This is a genomic window from Stenotrophomonas sp. SMYL20, assembly GCF_036320045.1.
Classification (GTDB): Bacteria; Pseudomonadota; Gammaproteobacteria; order Xanthomonadales; family Xanthomonadaceae; genus Stenotrophomonas; species Stenotrophomonas maltophilia_A.
In genome coordinates this window covers 50720-65110 of record NZ_JAWIRT010000008.1, presented here as the reverse complement: position 1 = coordinate 65110, position 14391 = coordinate 50720, and the positions used below count along the sequence as shown (strand labels likewise).

12 protein-coding genes are annotated in these 14391 nt (G+C 67.2%); 4 read left to right on the top strand and 8 right to left on the bottom strand.

Translation table 11 applies throughout. From position 1 onward, the window contains the following. Window positions 1–31 precede the first annotated feature (31 nt). The 6 genes from V3B48_RS07940 to V3B48_RS07915 form a co-directional block, all read right to left on the bottom strand. Entirely contained in the window at window positions 32–823 is a 792-nt protein-coding gene (locus V3B48_RS07940) for a lysophospholipid acyltransferase family protein (RefSeq protein ID WP_032128720.1), read from the bottom strand. A 120-nt stretch (window positions 824–943) separates the two neighbouring features. Next, window positions 944–1378: a hotdog fold thioesterase gene (locus V3B48_RS07935; protein ID WP_032128719.1), complete on the bottom strand. Its 435-nt coding sequence runs from the start codon at window positions 1376–1378 to the stop codon at window positions 944–946. Window positions 1379–1388: 10 nt separating this feature from the next. Beyond that, window positions 1389–3440, bottom strand: coding sequence for a phospholipase D family protein (locus tag V3B48_RS07930; RefSeq protein WP_121505008.1), 2052 nt, complete (start codon window positions 3438–3440; stop codon window positions 1389–1391). Then, window positions 3437–4054 (bottom strand): YceI family protein, encoded by a 618-nt coding sequence (locus V3B48_RS07925; RefSeq protein ID WP_032128717.1) that lies wholly within the window; start codon window positions 4052–4054, stop codon window positions 3437–3439. Before V3B48_RS07925 ends, V3B48_RS07930 begins: the two co-directional genes overlap by 4 nt. A 4-nt stretch (window positions 4055–4058) precedes the next feature. Then, window positions 4059–4535 carry a histidine phosphatase family protein gene (locus tag V3B48_RS07920; protein ID WP_005407539.1) on the bottom strand — a complete coding sequence of 159 codons (477 nt, stop codon included), beginning with the start codon at window positions 4533–4535 and terminating at the stop codon, window positions 4059–4061. A gap of 49 nt (window positions 4536–4584) precedes the next feature. Beyond that, a complete protein-coding gene (locus tag V3B48_RS07915; RefSeq protein ID WP_010487235.1) occupies window positions 4585–5214 on the bottom strand; it encodes a ParA family protein in 630 nt (209 codons plus the stop codon). A gap of 123 nt (window positions 5215–5337) precedes the next feature. On the opposite strand from V3B48_RS07915, the gene V3B48_RS07910 reads away from it, so the two are divergent. Beyond that, window positions 5338–6822: an AAA family ATPase gene (locus V3B48_RS07910; RefSeq protein ID WP_049398189.1), complete on the top strand. Its 1485-nt coding sequence runs from the start codon at window positions 5338–5340 to the stop codon at window positions 6820–6822. A 607-nt stretch (window positions 6823–7429) separates the two neighbouring features. On the opposite strand, the gene V3B48_RS07905 is transcribed toward V3B48_RS07910, so the two are convergent. Beyond that, window positions 7430–8065: a hypothetical protein gene (locus V3B48_RS07905; protein WP_032128715.1), complete on the bottom strand. Its 636-nt coding sequence runs from the start codon at window positions 8063–8065 to the stop codon at window positions 7430–7432. A gap of 168 nt (window positions 8066–8233) precedes the next feature. Here V3B48_RS07905 and V3B48_RS07900 point away from each other — a divergent pair, with 168 nt between their 5' ends. The 3 genes from V3B48_RS07900 to V3B48_RS07890 all read left to right on the top strand — a co-directional run bounded on the left by V3B48_RS07900 (window position 8234) and on the right by V3B48_RS07890 (window position 13661). Continuing rightward, the gene (locus tag V3B48_RS07900) at window positions 8234–11920 is read left to right on the top strand and encodes an indolepyruvate ferredoxin oxidoreductase family protein (protein ID WP_329893490.1); all 3687 of its coding nucleotides are present in this window, start codon (window positions 8234–8236) and stop codon (window positions 11918–11920) included. A 157-nt stretch (window positions 11921–12077) separates the two neighbouring features. Beyond that, on the top strand, window positions 12078–12335 hold the full coding sequence (locus V3B48_RS07895; RefSeq protein ID WP_004134030.1) for a helix-turn-helix transcriptional regulator: 258 nt from the start codon (window positions 12078–12080) through the stop codon (window positions 12333–12335). A 3-nt stretch (window positions 12336–12338) separates the two neighbouring features. Further along, the gene (locus V3B48_RS07890; protein WP_071228824.1) at window positions 12339–13661 is read left to right on the top strand and encodes a type II toxin-antitoxin system HipA family toxin; all 1323 of its coding nucleotides are present in this window, start codon (window positions 12339–12341) and stop codon (window positions 13659–13661) included. Here V3B48_RS07890 and V3B48_RS07885 read toward each other — a convergent pair whose 3' ends face one another. After that, entirely contained in the window at window positions 13662–14276 is a 615-nt protein-coding gene (locus V3B48_RS07885; RefSeq protein ID WP_329893489.1) for a DUF938 domain-containing protein, read from the bottom strand. It abuts the gene before it with no gap. Window positions 14277–14391: the final 115 nt, after the last annotated feature.

The window sequence follows — 14391 nt, the reverse complement described above, 5'->3', positions numbered from 1 at the left end:
GACGGGTGGCGGGACCAGGGCCACCGTGCCCTCAGCCGGTGCTCATGGCCGCCACGATGCGCGCGCGCGAGGTTTCCGCGATGCGTCGACGGCCTTCCAGGTCCTGGGTACCGATCGGCTCCAGGAAATGCACTTCGGTATGCCGCGCCGGCTCACCCAGCAGGCGCAGGAAATTGGCGGCGAAACTCTCGCCCGGGCCGAATGCCACGATGGTCTGTGCGTCACCCTTGAACCCATAGACCAGCGCCACAGGCTGCACCGGAACACCGGTTTCGACCGCGGCCTGGAAGATGCGGGCATGGAACGGCCCCACTTCATGGCCACCGCGGGTGCGCCCTTCCGGGAACACGCCTACTGCCTTGCCGGCACGCAGGCGATCGGCCATCACCTGCATCACGCCACCGAGCGATTCGGTGTTGCCGCGCTGGTGGAAGATGGTCTGCCCGCGCGCGGCGAGCCAACCGACCAGCGGCCAGCTGGCGATTTCGCGCTTGGCGACGAAGCCCATCATGCGCTGGCTGTGCAGGATGGAGATGTCGACCCAGCTGACGTGGTTGGCGACGAACAGCACGGCACCGGGCAAGGGCTGGCCCACCCGTGACAGGCGGAAGCCGAAGATCCACATCAGGCCGCCCTGCCACCAGTTCACCACCTTCGCCCCGAAGGTATCCTCGCCCACGCGCAGCTCGCCCCACGGCGGGAGCATGCCGATCAGGATCAGCGGCAGGAACACGGTGATGTGGACCAACAGCAGCGGTACGCGGTACAGGTAACGGCACACACGCGCCACGCCGCCACGGGGGGCCGGAGTGGGGGAAGTCATCCGCGCACGATACCGGAGCGCCGCAGCAGCTGCCAGCCGATTTAGGCCATAACCGCCATTGACCGGGGCAATCGGCGGGGAACGCTGGGTTCTGCCGCCGTCAACACGCCCGCCGGGGGCTCAACCGTGGCCGGCGGCCACCACCGCCAGGGTCAGCCGAGAGATGCACACCAGCCGGCCCTGCTCGTCTTCGATGCGGATCTCCCACAGCTGGGTGCTGCGGCCCACGTGCAGCGCGCGGGCGGTGCCGGTGACCGTGCCCGAGCGCACGGCGCGCACGTGGTTGGCGTTGATTTCCAGGCCCACGCAGATCTGCTTGCCGGTATCCACGCACAGGTTGCCGGCGCTGCTGCCCAGGGTCTCGGCCAGCACCACCGAGGCACCGCCGTGCAGGATGCCGTACGGCTGCCGGGTGCGCTCGTCCACCGGCATGGTGGCCTGCAGCCAGTCTTCGCCCGCAGCGCTGAAGACGATGCCGAGGGATTCGATCGCCGTGTTGCGGCTGAGCGCGTTGAGCTGCTCGATGGAAACGGCTTCGCGGAATACCTGGGTCATGCGGGCACCTTCAGAGGATGGGAACGAGGCCGGCGCCGAATGCAGTCAGCATGCGCACCAGCAGCCACTTCGGGCCGACGTTGACTTCGGGGAAGTCGCCGACGGCGACGTAGCAGTTGTGGAACGCCGGGTCCTGCCGTGGCAGCGGCTGCGGGCAGTCCGGACCGGGCTTGAACTCGTAGTCGGTGGCGTAGCGCCACGGCCAGAAGTCGAGGATCGGCAGCGCTTCGGAGGCTTTTCCGACGCTGTAGTTCAGGCCCGACAGCACTGGCGGCTTGGCCCGCGGCGCCACTGTCCACGAGTTCTGCGGATGGGTATCGCGCAGGATGCTCTCGGCCAGCTGCTCGGCAAACACCGGATCGTCGATGATCACCGCGCCTTCGGTGTTGTAGTTCTCGCTGCGCGGATCGAAGTTGTGGGTGCCGACCACGCCGATGCGGCGATCGACCACCAGCGACTTGGCGTGCAGGCCCATGCGGGCGCCCTTGCGGGTGACCGGCAACGGCTTGTTGACCGCCTTGCTGCCCAGGAACGACGGACGCGTCTCGGTGCGCAGCAGGCGCGTTTCCACCTCGCTGCCGGCGGCGCGGCGACGTTCGCGCGCGTTCTGGTAGGCACTGCCGGTACGCGGATGATGCACCGCCACCTGCTTGCGGGGCGCGGCCAGATCCCCGTCGCTGCCACCACCGGCATTGCTGCCAGCGGCGCTGCCGCCGATCAGCGGATTGCGCCCACCGTCGTCGTCGCCTCCGGGCGCGGCGATCGGGTCGGGCAGCAGATTGCGGTAGTCGACCGGTGCATCCAGCGGGAACGGCTTGTACTCGAAGATGTTGAAGCCCAGTTCGCGCATGTTGCGCCGCTTGTACTTGTACGACAGCGCATACACGATCGGGTTGTCGGTGGCCGCCAGGCTGTTGCTGGACACCACCACGCGCGGCGGCTGCGGGCGCTTGCGCAGCTCGCGGAACAGCTTCTGCGCCGGCTTGGACAGCACCAGGTACGGCGTCTGCAGGATCACTTCCTTCTGCGCACCGGCGATCAGTGCATCCAGCTGCGGCTCGGTCACATGCTGGCCGGCCAGCGGGGCATCGGCCTTCTCGCGGCGGTGCTTGCGCGGCAGGTCGGCGACGTAGCGCACCGAGGCCACCGGCAGCGCGGTATCCACGAAGGAACGGGTGACGAAGTCCATGTCATTGGCTTCAGCGCTGACCCGCTGCACCCGCTCCGGGCGGCGGAACGTGGCGGGCGGCAGCACCGGCACGCCTTCGCGCAGCAGGGTGCGGCCCACGTCATTCAGGCGCTCGGCCGGCACGCTGCGCTTGGCGCGCCAGAACGCATCGAAGTTGGCCGCCATCGCCCGCGCTTCCGGGCCGGCGATCATGACGTCGCGATCGCGGAAGTTGTACTCGCGATCCCAGTCGTAATAGTCGTCCTGGTAGTTGCGGCCGCCGACCACGCCGATCGCATCGTCGATCACCAGCAGCTTGTTGTGCATGCGCTGGTTGAAGCGACGGAAGCAGCACAGCACGCTGCCGGCGTAATCGAAGTAGTTCAGCCGGGCCTTGCCGAAGGTCGGGTTGTAGACCCGCAGCTGGAAGTTCTGGTGGGCGCCGGACAATGCGCCAAGGATCTGCAGGTCGGAGATCGCCGAGAGCTGGTCGATCAGCACCCGCACCTTCACCCCGCGCCGCGACGCGGCCAGCAGTTCGTCGATGACCAGCCGCGCGCTGTCGTCCTTGTCGAAGATGTAGGTCTGCAGGTCGATGCTGCGGGTGGCACTGCGCAGCAGGTTCAGGCGCGCCACCAGGGCGCCCTCCCCCTCGTCCAGCAGGGTGGCGTAGTGGCGCGGCTGCTCCGGGGTGGATTCGGTGAACGCCCGGCCGGCCAGCGCCCGCAGCGGCGAATCCTGTGCGCAGCGGTCGGCGCGCTGGCAGTCGACCTGGATCGAGCGCGCCTGCACGGCGATCGCTTCGGCGCGGTCGCGCTCGGCATTGGACAGCGATGCACAACCGCTGCCCAGCAACACGGTTGCCAGCGCCAGTACACGCAGCAGGAGGTTCACGGTTTCGGCGCCTCGCTCAGGCGCGCTCGCAATACGAAGGTCACTCGGTCACTCAAGGCAAGCTGCCAGCTGTCCATTCCATACCGGCCTCGCTGCACGGTACCGCGGCTGACGACGTCGCAATCATAGCCGGGTCGGGCGCAATCCGCTTTCTCGACCTTCAGTGTCTCGGGGTGGCTGATCCCGCGCAGGGTCAGCCGCCCGTTGATGTCGCCCCCGTCTTCCACGGTCTCCGGCCAGTACGGCAGCGAGTCGAACTCGACCACCGGGTGGCGGCCTGCGTCGAAGAACTCCTCGCCGCGCATCCAGCCGGTGTAGCGCGCCTTGCCGGGGATCTCGACCGAGCGCGTGAACATCTTCAGGTGCACCTGGTGGCGGCCGTCGGAGAGGATCTCGATGCGACCCTCGAAGTGCGGGAACAGGCCTTCGATGCGCTGCCCGAAGCGGGTGCGCACCTCGAACCCGATCTGCGAGCGCTGGGTATCCAGGTGCAGGACCCGGTGCGCTTCAGCGACCACCGGCGGCAAGGGCGTTGGCGGTGGCGCGGCAGCCCAGGCCGCGCCGGAAGCCAGCAGCACGGGCAGCAGAAAGCGGCTGCGCCGCGCCAGGCTCATTGGATCACGGCCACCAGAACGCGTTCAGGCTGGCCACGCCCGGCTCGATCGAGGCCTCGCGCGGGAAACCGAGCACGGCAATGCCGGCCGGCGGCATGCCGCGATAGTCGCTGCTGGTGCCTTCCGTCATCAACGCCACCAGGCGCTCCAGGCCGGGGTTGTGGCCGACGATCAGCACCCGGTCGAGGTCACGGCGGTCGTCCACCAGCGCCGCCAGGGTGCCGGGGGTGGCCTCGTAGATGCGGTCTTCCAGGCGCTTCTCGACATAGCCGATGGTGCCGAGCACGGCTTCCAGGGTCTCCCGGGTGCGCCGCGCCGGTGAGCACAGCACGCAGTCCGGCAGCAGGTTGTTCTCCTTCAGCCACTTGCCGGCGGCTTCGGCTTCGGCGAGCCCCACCGGCGACAACGGCCGGTCGAGGTCAGCCTGGCCGGGGGTAGCCGGTTCGGCATGGGCATGGCGCAGCAGGATCAGTTCACGCATCGCGGGTTTCCATGAAGAAGAGGATGCAGCAGAAAGAGTGACGCAGGCATCAAAGCTTCAGCCAGGACAACAGCGGCTCCCAGTCGGCCTGGTGCTCGCGCACCTGGGCCGAGCGGTAGTCGAACAGGCTGCGGCCAAGGCCGGTCATGACCACATAGCTCTGGCTGTCGCGCAGCTGCGCGACCACCGGGTACGGCCATTCACCCAGCATCTGCAGCGCCTGCTGCGAGGTCTGGGTCCATGGTTTGGTACGGTTGAGCACCAGCCCCACCGGCAGCTTGCGGCTGTGCACGCGCGGGTTCTGGGCCAGGCTGTTGAGGAAGCCGACGATCGCTTCGATGTCCAGCGCCGAGGGCAGCACCGGTACCACCACCGCGTCGGCAGCGTCGAGGAAATGGGGAATATCGTCAGCCAGGGCACCGGCCGGCGCATCGATGATGACGGTGTCGGTGCCGTCGGGCAGCTTCTGCGCCCACTGCTTCTTCCGATACACGTCGATGGGGAGCACCGCGCTTTCCAGCCCGGCACGGCGTTGTGCCCAGCGGGTGCTGGAACCCTGCGGGTCGGCATCGGCAATCACCGTGGCCTTGCCCTGCAATGCCGCGTACGCGGCCAGGTGGGTGGCGACGGTGGTCTTGCCCACCCCGCCCTTGGAACCGGCCACCAGGATCGTCTTCATGCCAGCCTCGCTTCCGGGTACGTGCCCCGAGCGTACACCGGTGATGGTGACGGGAGGTAGCGTCGTGCTGAACCAGCGGCCATCGCCTTTGCTATCGTGGCGCCCCCGAAGGATCGAACCGGCATGAGCGAACTGCAGGATCTGAGCGCGTTGATCCGCGCCAATACCCCACTGATCGTCATCGAGACCCAGGACGAGGGTCGCATCGTCGAGCTGTTCCGGCAGACGCTGATGCACGTATGGCGGGCGCTGCACCGCTGGTCGATCACCGAGGGCCTGCGCCGGATCGACCTGGACAGCGAAGACCCGCCGGTCGGGCCGCCCGACGCCAGCGCGGCCCTGCAGATGATCCGCCAGGCCGACCAGCGCGGCGTCTACCTGCTGCTCGATTTCCACCCCTACCTGGGCTATGCCAGCCACCAGCGCGCCCTGCGCGACCTGATCCAGCGCCGCCACAGCGAGCCGCACGTGCTGGTGCTGATCGGCGCCAAGGTGGAACTGCCGGCCGAGCTGGAAGCACTGGCGGTGCGCTTCAACCCGCGCCTGCCTGATGCCAATGCCCTGCTGAAGATGCTGCGCGAGGAGGCCGACGCCTATGCGCGCGAGCATGGCGGCCGCCGGGTGGAAGTCGACAGCGAGGCGGTGAAGAAAATCCTGAAGAACCTGCAGGGCCTGAGCCTGGTCGATGCCCGGCGCATCGCGCGCCAGCTGATCTACGCCGACGGCGCACTGCGCGACGACGACCTGCCGCAGCTGGCGCGGCTGAAGTTCGAGCTGCTCAACCGCAGCGGCCACCTGTTCTTCGAACATGACAGCGCGCGCTTCGGCGATGTGGCCGGTGCCAACCGGCTCAAGCGCTGGATCAACCAACGCCGGGTGGCGTTCATTGCCGGCTCCGCCCCGGCCGGGCTGGACCCGCCGCGCGGCATGCTGCTGCTGGGCGTACAGGGCTGTGGCAAGTCGATGCTGGCCAAGGCCACCGCCGCCGGCTTCGGCGTGCCCCTGCTGCGCCTGGACGTGGGCGCGCTGTACAACAAGTACCACGGCGAGACCGAAGCCAACCTGCGCCAGGCACTGGCCTCGGCCGAACAACTCGCGCCCTGCGTACTGTGGATGGACGAGATCGAGAAGGGCCTGGCCAGCGGAGGCGAGGACGGCGGCGTGTCACGCCGCGTGCTCGGTTACCTGCTGACCTGGATGGCCGAACGCAAAGCGCCGGTGTTCATCGTCGCCACCGCCAACCAGGTGCACGAGCTGCCCGCCGAGCTGCTGCGCAAGGGCCGCTTCGACGAGATCTTCTTCGTCGATCTGCCCTCGCCCGACGTGCGCGTGGAACTGCTGCGGCTGCACCTGGGCCGGCGGCAGCTCAACGCCGACGACTTCGCACTGCCCGCGCTGGCGGCGGCCGCCAATGGTTTTTCCGGCGCCGAGATCGAGCAGGCGATCGTGGCTGGCCTGTATGCGGCGCATGCCGAGGGCCGGCCGCTGGACACCGAGCTGCTGATGACCGAGATCCGCGCCACCCGACCGCTGTCGGTGCTGATGGCAGAGCAGGTAGAAGCACTGCGTGCGTGGGCGTCGGGGCGGACGGTTTCCGCGGACGACTGAGGGGTTTCCAGCGAACGGCGCAGCCCCTCGTGGCGGCTGGTTGACTGTGAACATCAAAAGCCGCGCTTGGCCGGGCGGGATGGATTCGCGGGGGACGCCGTCAACCCGTCCATGGGGGCTTGGCCGCGGCATCCATGCCGCGGACACCCCCGCGAACCCATCCCGCCCGGCCTCTGACAATTTCCGAGTGCGTCCGCCACGGAAAAGAAAAAAGAAGAGCAGAAGCAAAGGCAAAAGCGCTTGGCCGGCCGCTCTTTGTAGAGCCGAGCCCACACTCGGCTGCATTTCGATCAGATATCGAATACTCGATTCCGATGTGGATTCATTCGCGCATGGCGTGGACATCGTGTCGACCAAGGTCGACACCTACCAACAGCTGCCGGAATCTGTCGAAGGCGGGGCACTGTGGGTTTGCGGGGTGTGAGCCGCATGGATGCGGCGACCAAGCCCCCAGGACGGGTTTACGGCGGCCCCGCAAACCCACAGTGCCCCGCCATCCCGCAGGAAGCCCGCTGTTGCTTCGGCTGTTGCTGTTGCTTCGGCTGTTGCTGTTGCTTCAGCTGTTGCCTCTGCGGGTGCCGGGTGCAACCCGGCCGAACCCCTTCCCTCAGGGCCAGGCAGGTGGTGCGGCCGCCCAGGCCTGCTGCACCTCGGCCAGCGACGCGCGCTCATCCTCACGCCACTGCGGCAGCAGCTGCCCATAGTTGGCCGTGGTACTCCACTGCGTCGGCTCGGTGCGTACCGCAGCCGCATACCACTGCACCGCCTCCTGCTTCTGCCCCATCCGCCACAATGCCAACGCATAGGTCGGTGGCACCCAGGTGGGCTTCGTACGGGCGTTGCTGGCCGATACCAGCCACTGTTCCAGCGCCGCCTCCGGCTTGCCCTGGCGCAGCAGGTCCCAACCGTAGTTCCAGCGCACGCTGCGGCCGCTGCTGCTCTGTGCCGGCGCCTCTTTCATCGCCTCGCCATACAGCTGCTCGGCCAGCTCGCCACGGCCCTGCGCGCCGGCCACCGATGCCAGCTGCACCGTCGCTTCCACCGCGCGGCGGCCGCGCTCACGCAGCTTGACCAGCTGGGCCACCAGCTCATCGCCCTCGCCCTGCACCGCCACCATCGGCGTTGCCGCCAGGTCGTTGTCGAAGTAGAACTCCTGTGGTGCCGGCACGGCCGGCGCGGCCCACGCAGTGGCCACTCCCGAGGCCAGCAGCACGCTGGCCAGGATCTTTCCTGGAACTGACATCCCTTCTCCCCAGGCCGCAACTGCAGCCTCCCTCTCTCTCCCCGATCCTAACCCCAGCACCGCCGCGGGCGCGAGTGCCGGGGCCTCGCGGCCCCGCTGCTACAATTCGCGCCTTTCCCGCCGCGTGCCTGCACGCGGCCGGTGCCAGCCGATCCTACCGGGCCAGCCATGACCAGTACCGCGCAACTCACTTCGCCCTCGTCCGCCGACCTGCTCGACCGTGATTACACGCTCGACCACAAGTACACCCGCAGCGAGGGGCGGATCTATCTGAGTGGCGTGCAGGCGCTGGTGCGGCTGCCGCTGATGCAGCGGCTGCGCGACGCCGCCGAAGGCATCGACAGCGCCGGCTTTGTCAGCGGCTACCGTGGCAGCCCGCTGGGTGGCTTCGACCTGGAGCTGTGGCGCGCGCGCAAGCACCTTGAAGCAGCCAAGGTGAAGTTCACCCCGGGCCTGAACGAGGACCTGGGCGCCACCATGGTGTGGGGCACGCAGCAGACCAACCTGTTCCCCGGCGCCAACGTGCAGGGCGTGTTCGGCATGTGGTACGGCAAGGGCCCGGGCGTGGACCGCTGCGGCGACGTGTTCAAGCACGCCAATGCCGCCGGCACCTCGCGCTACGGTGGCGTGCTGGCACTGGCCGCCGATGACCATGCCTGCCGCAGTTCGACGCTGCCGCACGGCAGCGAGGACGAGTTCGTCAGCGCGATGATGCCGGTGCTGAACCCGGCCGGCGTGCAGGACATCCTCGACATGGGCCTGCTGGGCTGGGCGATGAGCCGCTATACCGGCCGCTGGGTCGGCTTCAAGACCATCGCCGAGACGGTGGAATCGTCGGCGTCGGTGCAGGTCGATCCGATGGCGCGCCGCATCGTGCTGCCGGAAGACTTCGAGATGCCGTCGGGTGGTCTCAACATCCGCTGGCCGGACCCGCCGCTGGACCAGGAAATGCGCCTGCACCGCTATGCGGTGAAGGCGGCGCAGGCGTTTGCCCGCGCCAACGGCATCGACAAGGTGGTGATGGATGCGCCGCGCGCGCGGCTGGGCATCGTCACCACCGGCAAGAGCTACCTGGACGTGCTGCAGGCGCTGGAGTACCTGGGCCTGGACGAAGCCGCGTGCGCCGACATCGGCATCCGCGTGTACAAGGTCGGCATGACCTGGCCGCTGGAACCGCAGGGCATCGCGCGCTTCGCGCAGGGCCTGGAAGACATCATCGTGGTGGAGGAGAAGCGTGCCTTCATCGAGCGCCAGATGAAGGAACAGTTCTTCAACTGGCCGGCCAGCTGGGGCCAGCGCCCGTCCATCGTCGGCAAGTACGACGAGAGCGGCGAATGGATCCTGCCGTCCACCGGTGAGCTGACGCCGGCCACCATCGCCGGCGTGATCGGCCGCCGCATCCAGAAGTTCTTCAATAACGAATCGATCGAGCAGCGCCTGCAGTGGATGCAGGAGAAGGAAGCCGAGCTTGCGCTGCCGCGCGCCAGCTTCCCGCGCGTACCGCACTACTGCTCGGGCTGCCCGCACAACACCTCCACCCAGGTGCCGGAAGGCTCGCGTGCGCTGGCCGGCATCGGTTGCCATTACATGGTGACCTGGATGGACCGCAGCACCGACACCTTCACCCACATGGGCGGCGAAGGCGTGACCTGGGCCGGGCAGGCGCCGTTCACCGACACCCCGCACGTATTCCAGAATCTGGGCGACGGCACCTATTTCCACAGCGGCTCGCTGGCGATCCGCCAGGCGGTCGCCGCCGGCGTCAACATCACCTACAAGATCCTCTACAACGACGCGGTGGCGATGACCGGCGGCCAGCCGGTGGACGGCCCGCTGAGCGTGCCGGACATCGCAAAGCAGATGCGCGCCGAAGGCATCCACACCATCGTGGTGCTGTCGGACAACATCGGCAAGTGGACCGGCCAGCGCGAGCACTTCCCCAGCGACGTCGAGTTCCACGACCGCAGCGAGCTGGATGAGGTGCAGAAGCGCCTGCGCGAGGTGAAGGGTGTTTCGATCCTGATCTACGAACAGACCTGCGCCACCGAGAAGCGCCGCCGCCGCAAGCGCGGCAAGCTGGAAGATCCGCAGAAGCGCGTGCTGATCAATTCGCTGGTCTGCGAAGGCTGCGGTGACTGCGGCAAGAAGAGCTTCTGCGTGTCGGTGCTGCCGAAGGAAACCGAGTTCGGGCGCAAGCGCGAGATCGATCAGTCCAACTGCAACAAGGACTATTCCTGCGTGAACGGTTTCTGCCCGAGCTTCGTCACCGTGCACGGTGGCCAGCCGCGCAAGGGCAGCAAGCGCGATGCTTCCACCCTGCTGGACAACCTGCCGGCACCGGCCATCCGCGGCACCCTCGAACAGCCCTGGAACATCCTGATCACCGGCGTCGGCGGTACTGGCGTGGTGACCATCGGCGCGCTGCTGGGCATGGCCGGCCACCTGGAAGGCAAGGGTGCGACCGTGCTCGACCAGACCGGCCTGGCACAGAAGGGCGGCGCGGTGACCACGCACATCCGCATCGCCCGTCGTCCCGAAGACATCCACGCCGTGCGCATCGCCGCCGGTGAGGCTGACCTGGTGGTGGGCTGCGACATGGTGGTGGTCAACGACTACTGGGCCCTGTCGAAGGTGCGTGCCGGCCGTTCGCAGGTGGTGCTGAACACCTACGAAGCGATGCCCGGTACCTTCACCACCCGCCCGGACATGCAGTTCCCCGCCGCCGACATCGTGGCCGGTGTGCGCGTGGCGCTGGGCGGCCAGGAGCCGTTGCTGCTGGATGCCACCCAGCTGGCCACCGCGCTGCTGGGCGATGCGATCGCCGCCAACCTGTTCATCCTCGGCTATGCGTGGCAGCAGGGCCTGGTGCCGCTGTCGTTCGAGTCGCTGATGCGCGCCATCGAGCTCAACGGTGCGGCCGTGGCGATGAACCAGCAGGCCTTCGCCTGGGGCCGCCTGGCCGTGGTCGACCCGCAGGCCGTGCAGCAGGCCGCCGGCCTGGTGCGCAACCGCCACACCGATACCGAATCCACTCCGGGCCCGCTGCACCCGCTGCCGCCGGGCGAGTGGGAGGGCAACGAATGGGGTGCCACCGCCGCACCGCGCAACACCGGCGACGAACGCGAACTGCGTGGCCTGCCCTCGCACGGTGGCGATGTTGCGTTCCTGCCACTGGACGACGCCCGCCTGTCGCGTTCGCTGGATGAAATGATCGAGCGTCGCGCCGCGTTCCTGGTCGAGTACCAGGACGCTGCCTACGCCAACCGCTACCGCAGCCTGGTCGAGCGCGTGCGCGCCGCCGAAGCCGACCGCATCGGCGGTTCCACCGCGCTGACCGAGACCGTAGCCCGTTACCTGTTCAAGCTGATGGCCTACAAGGACGAGTACGAAGTGGCCCGCCTGTATACCAGTGGCGACTTCCAGCGCCGCCTGCAGCAGCAGTTCGAGGGCGATTACCAGCTGCGCTTCCACCTGGCACCGCCGCTGTTCGCCAGGAAGGACGAGCAGGGCCGGTTGCTGAAGAAGGAATACGGCCCGTGGATGTTCAAGGCCTTCGGCCTGCTGGCCAAGCTGAAGTTCCTGCGTGGTGGCCGCTTCGACGTGTTCGGACGCACCGAGGAACGCCGCATGGAGCGCAAGCTGATCGGCGATTACGAGGCCACCGTGCAGCTGCTGCTGGACGGCCTGGATGACGACCGCCTGGCGCTGGCGGTGGAGATCGCCAGCGTGCCCGAGCACATCCGCGGCTTCGGCCACGTCAAGGAAGCGCATTTCGAGCAGGCCAAGGCGCGCGAAGCCGCCCTGCTGGCGCAGTGGCGGAACCCAAAGGCGCTGCACATCGTGCAGGTGGCTTGAGCACCGCTGACGGCACGAAAGCAACCTATTGATTGCACATTGAGATAGCAATCGATAGGTTGCCTCCAGCGAAGGAAAGAGATAGGTTGCTTGTCGTAATGCAACCTATCCTTTGCGTACACGTTCGCGTACGGTCACTTTCTAGGGGACTGCCGATATGGACAGGCCGCTGCACACGGTGAGGACACCTCAACAACTGGCACCGCTGATGCGTGCGTTCAGGCGCCAGGCGGGCCTGAGCCAGGCGCAGTTGGCGGCACAGCTCGGCATAAGCCGCCAGGCAGTAGGCGCATTGGAGCGCGACCCGGCATCGGCAAGCTTCGAACGGCTGATGCGGGTCTGGGCAGTGCTGGGTCTGGAAGTCAGATTGCAGCAGCGAAGCCCCCCGGAGACAACGTCAACGTTGGAGTGGTGAGCCATGGGTACGCTGCGGGTCTGGATGAATGGTGTCGAGGTCGCGCTCTGGGATGATGTCCGGAGCGGCTCTTCCCGGCTTTCGTACGTCGACTCGTGGATCAGCTCCGCCCAGTCCCGGCCGTTGTCACTCTCACTGCCCCTGCTCCCGGAGGGTGAGAGCCATCGGGGCGATGTCGTCAACAACTACTTCGACAACCTTCTTCCCGACAACGCCGTCATCCGCAACCGGATCCGCGACAGGTTCTCCACGCGCAGCAGCGACACATTCGATCTTCTCGAAGCCATTGGCCGGGATTGCGTCGGCGCAGTGCAACTGCTGCCGCTTTCGCATACACCGGGGGACATCCAGCAGATTACGTGCGAAGCGTTGGACGAATCAGGCGTCGCTGCGATCCTGCGTCAGGTGACGGCAGGGAATCTACCTGGCGCACCCACCAGTGATGATGCGTTCCGCATATCCATCGCCGGTGCGCAGGAGAAGACGGGACTTCTGCTGCATGCTGGCCAGTGGTGCATTCCTACCGGCAGTACCCCATCCACCCATATCTTCAAGCTGCCGCTTGGCATTGTGGGCAACATGCGGGCGGACATGCACCAATCCGTCGAGAACGAATGGCTGTGCATGCAACTGCTTTCCGCCTTTGGAATCCCCGTTGCGAATACGCAGATGGGACGCTTCAAGGACGAACGCGCGCTTATTGTGGAGCGATTCGACCGCCGCCTTTCTGCGGATCGCCGATGGTGGCTGCGGCTGCCGCAGGAAGACATGTGCCAGGTCTTCGGTCTGCCCGCTGCCAGGAAGTATGAATCCGATGGCGGCCCAGGCATCGTGACCATCATGGATCTGCTTCGACAATCCGAGCATTTCGAGGATCGGGCGACCTTCTTCAAGACGCAGATTCTTTTCTGGATGTTGGCTGCAACCGATGGACATGCCAAGAACTTCAGTGTTTACCTCGAAGCCGGTGGACGCTTCCGCCTGACACCCGTCTACGACGTATTGTCGGTGCATCCCATCCTGGGTAGGGGGCCAAACCAGCTCGACCCGCGGAATGCACAGCTCGCCATGTCCGTCCAGGGCAAGAATCGCCACCGGAAGCTGCACCTTGTGCGACGACGCCATTGGAACGAAACCGCACGCGCCTGTGGTGTCGCTGATGGTGCGGAGCCGTGGATCGAAGCGCTGATCGCAGCCGTCGAACCCGCCATCGAGCAGGTCACGCGTCAGCTCCCAAGTGATTTCCCCGTAAACGTGTCCGAACCCATTTTCAACGGGCTGCGCGCTGCGGCGGCACGCCTTTCCAGCATGTCGCCGGACGCCTGATCACCCCAGCCGCCACAGCAGCAACCGGTTGTTGGCCGGCATCGCCACATCACCCAGGCGGGTGAAGCCGTTGTCCGCCGCCAGCGCCTGCACCGCTTCCACATCGCGGATGCCGCTGCGTGGATCACGCGCCTTCAGCCAGGCATCGAACTGCGCGTTGCTGTCGCTGGTGTAGTGGCCGCCGTAGTTGAACGGGCCGTATACCGCCAGCAGCGCACCATGCCGCAGCACCGACGGCAACGCGGCGAACAGCGCCTGCACATGCTCCCAGCCCATGATGTGCAACGTGTTGGCACTGAATGCGGCATCGAACGTGCTGCCCTCGGGCAACGACAGGCCCGGCGCCGGGGGGAGTTCCACCTGCAGTGCCACCGGCGGCAGCAGATTCAGCAACGCCGCCTCCGCGCGCCAGGCCTCGATGCCCGGCAGATGGTCCGGATGATCGCTGGGCTGCCAGCGCAGCCAGGGCCAGCGCTCGGCGAAGAACGCCGCGTGCTGGCCGGTGCCACTGCCGATCTCCAGCAGCCGATGGCGGTCGCCCATCCACGGGTCGAGTGCGGTGGCGATGGGTTCGCGGTTGCGCTCGCAGGCTTCTGAATACGGCTTGCTCGACATCAGGGACGGTGTCCAGGCGGGGTCGGCCCCATTGTGCACGAGGGGGTGTCTGCAGGGCTTGCAGCCCTGCACCCGCAGGAGCCGGAGCAACAGCAACAGCCAAAGCAACTGCAAC

Coding starts and splice junctions, on each gene's coding strand:
- V3B48_RS07940 (WP_032128720.1), bottom strand. CDS start 823: ATGACTTCCCCCACTCCGGCCCCCCGTGGCGGCGTGGCGCGTGTGTGC.
- V3B48_RS07935 (WP_032128719.1), bottom strand. CDS start 1,378: ATGACCCAGGTATTCCGCGAAGCCGTTTCCATCGAGCAGCTCAACGCG.
- V3B48_RS07925 (WP_032128717.1), bottom strand. CDS start 4,054: ATGAGCCTGGCGCGGCGCAGCCGCTTTCTGCTGCCCGTGCTGCTGGCT.
- V3B48_RS07920 (WP_005407539.1), bottom strand. CDS start 4,535: ATGCGTGAACTGATCCTGCTGCGCCATGCCCATGCCGAACCGGCTACC.
- V3B48_RS07915 (WP_010487235.1), bottom strand. CDS start 5,214: ATGAAGACGATCCTGGTGGCCGGTTCCAAGGGCGGGGTGGGCAAGACC.
- V3B48_RS07910 (WP_049398189.1), top strand. CDS start 5,338: ATGAGCGAACTGCAGGATCTGAGCGCGTTGATCCGCGCCAATACCCCA.
- V3B48_RS07905 (WP_032128715.1), bottom strand. CDS start 8,065: ATGTCAGTTCCAGGAAAGATCCTGGCCAGCGTGCTGCTGGCCTCGGGA.
- V3B48_RS07900 (WP_329893490.1), top strand. CDS start 8,234: ATGACCAGTACCGCGCAACTCACTTCGCCCTCGTCCGCCGACCTGCTC.
- V3B48_RS07895 (WP_004134030.1), top strand. CDS start 12,078: ATGGACAGGCCGCTGCACACGGTGAGGACACCTCAACAACTGGCACCG.
- V3B48_RS07890 (WP_071228824.1), top strand. CDS start 12,339: ATGGGTACGCTGCGGGTCTGGATGAATGGTGTCGAGGTCGCGCTCTGG.
- V3B48_RS07885 (WP_329893489.1), bottom strand. CDS start 14,276: ATGTCGAGCAAGCCGTATTCAGAAGCCTGCGAGCGCAACCGCGAACCC.